This window comes from Streptomyces sp. NPDC093801 (assembly GCF_040701585.1).
Classification (GTDB): domain Bacteria; phylum Actinomycetota; class Actinomycetes; order Streptomycetales; family Streptomycetaceae; genus Streptomyces.
Map to the genome: position 1 here is coordinate 1 of NZ_JBFBDP010000095.1, position 4,147 is coordinate 4,147.

General features: G+C 70.3%; 3 protein-coding genes. 2 read left to right on the forward strand and 1 reads right to left on the reverse strand.

Features of this window, described 5'->3' with window-relative positions; all coding sequences use genetic code 11:
• Positions 1 to 310: 310 nt before the first annotated feature.
• The gene (locus tag AB0469_RS40900; RefSeq protein ID WP_366456688.1) at positions 311 to 535 is read right to left on the reverse strand and encodes a hypothetical protein; all 225 of its coding nucleotides are present in this window, start codon (positions 533 to 535) and stop codon (positions 311 to 313) included.
• 149 nt (positions 536 to 684) lie between these two features.
• On the opposite strand from AB0469_RS40900, the gene AB0469_RS40905 reads away from it, so the two are divergent.
• Positions 685 to 1,242: a hypothetical protein gene (locus AB0469_RS40905; RefSeq protein WP_366456689.1), complete on the forward strand. Its 558-nt coding sequence runs from the start codon at positions 685 to 687 to the stop codon at positions 1,240 to 1,242.
• Positions 1,239 to 3,899, forward strand: a complete 2,661-nt coding sequence (locus tag AB0469_RS40910) for a Helicase associated domain protein (RefSeq protein WP_366456690.1) — start codon at positions 1,239 to 1,241, stop codon at positions 3,897 to 3,899. Before AB0469_RS40905 ends, AB0469_RS40910 begins: the two co-directional genes overlap by 4 nt.
• The last annotated feature ends 248 nt before the right edge of the window (positions 3,900 to 4,147 follow it).

A 4,147-nucleotide genomic window follows, 5' to 3' on the forward strand; every position in this document is an offset into this window, starting at 1 on the left:
GCCGTGCCCCGACACGTCGCCGACCACGGCGTGCGTGGCTCCGTCGGGGCACGGCCCCAGCGAGGCGGCACTCGGCGTCTGCCTGCGCGTGGCCTGGCGGTCCTTCGTCATGGACAGGTTCGGGGTCTCGCTGCGCTCGATCCCGAACGGGCCGCGATGCGGCCCTGGGTGACCCCGTTTCACGGGGTCCGGGCCTTCGGCTCGTTGGGTGGGCCCGCTTCGCTCCCCCACCCGGGCCCTTCCGGCTTCGCCTCCAGGGCTCGCCCGCTTCGCGGCTGGCTGGCTGTGAGCGGCCTTCTGTGTGTTGGGGTCACTCCCAGTAGGAGGACCCTCCAATGTACAGGCTCGATAGGGTGACGGCTCGTTCGTCGAGCTGGACATTCCAGCGTTCCGCGGCCGCCTCGTAGCCGGCTTTCACCTCTTCCGACGGACGACAGCAGTGGGTCGTGGCGACCTCCTCCCACACCCCTCGAATCCTCAGCGCCTGCTCCACTACATGCAGCAGATCTGCTCCTGTTCGCTCGCTGCGCTCCATACCGGTCCTCCGATCACAGAACATCACTGGTTCGACCGCTCGTTCGTGTCGGGGTCCAGTCTAGGGCGTGCCTGTATCAAAGTGGGGCTGCATGTACCATTGGCAGAAACAGGGTACGCCCGACGGATTCATGGAGAGCGGAGTTCTGGATGCCTGTCTATGAATACCATCCGGACGAACTGGCCCGAACATCCGTGGTCAGACAGGCCACCGGACTCACTTTGCGCGAGGTGGAGGCGCGGCGCCGGGCGGCCCAAGACCGCGAGGACCGGGCCCTTGAGGCACCCGAGGAGCCGGGGCGGCCGTCCGAGCTGGGTATCGCCTCCTCTCAGGCCCTGGAATGGGAGCGGATCGCACACGTCATGACGGAGCAGCGGATGCCCGTGTACTCCCCGGCAGAGGACCGCCGTGTAGCGCGCCGGGAGGAACAACGTGTGCAGCGTAAGGCCACCGAGGCCAGCTGGAGCGAACAGCCGGGTGTCGACCTGCCCCTGGAGGTGCTCCGCGTCTACCGGATCACAGCCCGGGCGACCGCCTCTTCTGCGGGCGAAGAGGTTTTGGTCCGCCACCTGTTCGCAGCGTCTGCCGGTGCGGCTGTCGAGCACGCCCGTCGCATGTTCAGCCGGCCCGGCAGCATCTACCAGGACGGCGAATACCGGATTATTTCGGTCGAGCAGGTCCTTCCCGAATCGGGAGATTTCTTTTGATCCAGCTCCGAGAACACCAGATCGACCAGAAATCTGCGTTCCGAAAGTGGACCGGATTTCCTGCAAGATCACCCGTGCCTCCACAGGGTGCCCGGGGCACGATCGTATCCGCGACCGGCTCGGGCAAGACGATCACGGCCGCCGCGAGCGCGCTGGAGTGCTTCCCTGGCGGCCGGATCCTCGTCACCGTGCCCACCCTGGACCTGCTCGTGCAGACCGCCCAGGCGTGGCGGCTGGTGGGCCACCGGGCCCCGATGATCGCCGTGTGCTCGCTGGAAAACGACCCCGTGCTCAACGAGCTGGGCGTGCGCACCACCACCAACCCGATCCAGCTCGCCCTCTGGGCCGCGTCCGGTCCGGTCGTCGTGTTCGCCACGTACGCCTCCCTCGTGGACCGCGAAGACATCGACGCAGCAGAGGGCCAGCGGAAGGTCCGTGGGCCGCTGGAGGCCGCGCTGGCGGGCGGGGAGCGGCTCTACGGGCAGCAGATGGCGGGCTTCGACCTCGCCATCGTGGACGAGGCGCACGGCACGGCCGGCGACCTCGGCCGACCCTGGGCGGCCATTCACGACAACGCACGGATCCCCGCCGACTTCCGGCTCTACCTCACCGCCACCCCACGCATCCTCGCCGCGGCCCGGCCGCAGAAAGGCGCTCGCAGCCAGGAGGTGGAGATCGCGAGCATGGCCGACGACCCGAACGGCACCTACGGCGCGTGGATCGCCGAGCTCGGGCTCTCGGAGGCGATCGAGCGGGGGATCCTCGCCGGGTTCGAGATCGACGTGCTGGAGATCCGCGACCCCGCCCCCGTTCTGGGCGAGACCGAGGAGGCGCAGCGGGGCCGGCGCCTGGCGCTGCTGCAGGCCGCACTCCTGGAGCACGCCGCGGCGTGCAACTTGCGTACGGTCATGACGTTCCACCAGAAGGTGGAGGAGGCGGCCGCGTTCGCGGAGAAGCTGCCCCAGACCGCAGCCGAGCTGTACGTCACCGACACCTCCGACGCCGACCTGGCCGCCGCGGAGAAGCTGCCGAAGTCGTCGATCGACGCCGAGCTCTACGAGCTGGAGGCCGGCCGCCACGTCCCGCCGGACCGGGTGTGGTCGGCGTGGCTGTGCGGCGACCACCTCGTCGCTGAGCGCCGGGAGGTCCTGCGGCAGTTCGCAGGCGGCATCGACGCGGACAACCGGCGCGTTCACCGGGCGTTCCTCGCGTCCGTACGCGTCCTGGGCGAAGGCGTCGACATCACCGGCGAGCGCGGGGTGGAGGCGATCTGCTTCGCCGACACCCGCGGCTCCCAAGTCGAGATCGTCCAGAACATCGGCCGCGCACTCCGGCTCAACCGCGACGGCTCCACGAAGATCGCCCGGATCATCGTGCCGGTCTTCCTGGAGCCCGGCGAGGACCCCACCGACATGGTCGCCAGCGCCAGCTTCCGCCCCCTTGTGGCCGTCCTCCAGGGCCTCCGCAGTCATGACGACCGTCTCGTCGAGCAGCTCGCCTCCCGCGCCCACACCCACGGCCAGCGCAAAACCCACCTCCGGCGCGACGAGGACGGGCAGATCGTCGGCACCGGCGGCGAGGGCGAGGACCAGGAGGACGGAACCGACGCAGCAGCCGAGTCCGCCCTGCTCCACTTCTCCAGCCCGCGCGACGCCGCCACCATCGCGGCCTTCCTCCGTACGCGGGTGTACCGGCCCGAATCCCTGGTGTGGCTCGAGGGCTACCAAGCCCTCATCCGCTGGCGGACCGAGAACGGCATCACCGGCCTGCACGCCGTCCCGTACGACGTCGAAGTCGAAGTCGGCGTCACCAAGGCCTTCCCGCTCGGACGGTGGGTGCACCAGCAGCGCAAGAACCTGCGCGCCGGGGAGCTGGAGGACCGGCGCAAGGTCCTCCTGGACGCACCGGAGGCCGGCATGGTGTGGGAACCCGGCGAGGAAGCGTGGGAGGCCAAGCTCGCCGCCCTGCGCTCGTACCGGCGAGCCACCGGACACCTCGCGCCCCGGCAGGACGCCATGTGGGGCGAAGACGACGCCATGGTGCCCGTCGGGCAGCACCTGGCCAACCTCCGGCGCAAGGGCGCGAAGAACGGCCTGGGCAAGGACCCGGACCGGGCCGCCGTGCGCGCGGCGCAGCTGACCGCGATCGACAAGGACTGGGACTGCCCGTGGCCGCTGGACTGGCAGCGGCACTACCGGGTCCTGGCGGACCTGGTGGACGCCGACGGCGTCCTGCCCCACATCGCGCCGGGCGTCGTCTTCGACGGCGACGACGTCGGCCGGTGGCTCCAGCAGCAGAAGCAGCCAGCCCACTGGGTGCGACTGCTGCCCGAGCAGCAGGAGGGGCTGACCGCGCTGGGCGTGCAGCCCGACCAGGCGCCGTCTCCCGCCCCCGCGGCCAGTCGCGGGGGGAAGGGGCCGAGCAAGGCGCAGCAGGCGTTCCAACGAGGGCTAGCAGCCCTCGCGCAGTGGGTAGAACGCGAAGGCACCCACCAGCCCGTCCCCCGCACCCACGGCGAGGAGGTCGCAGTCGAAGGTGAGGCGGAGCCGGTGGTCGTGAAGCTGGGTGTGTGGGTCTCCAACACCAAAACCCGACGCCACAAACTCGACGCCGACCAACACGCCGCCCTCGCCAAGCTCGGCATCCACTGGGCATGACACCGGTTCGGCGCTGAGCCGCAGCGAGGCGGGACGCCGGAGCCGCGATGGCGCCAGGAAACCAACCCGATGCGCCTCAACTCCCCGGCTGGAACCTGGACCCCGACGGCGCCCAGGAAGACAACGAGCCCGTCGCCGGGCAAGCCGAATCATGGAGCGGCTGTCACCAGTAGCAGCGGTCCGGGTCGTCGTGGTCCATTGGCTCGCAGGGTGGGATCGGCGGGCGGGCGCTTGCCGGTGCGCTGCCC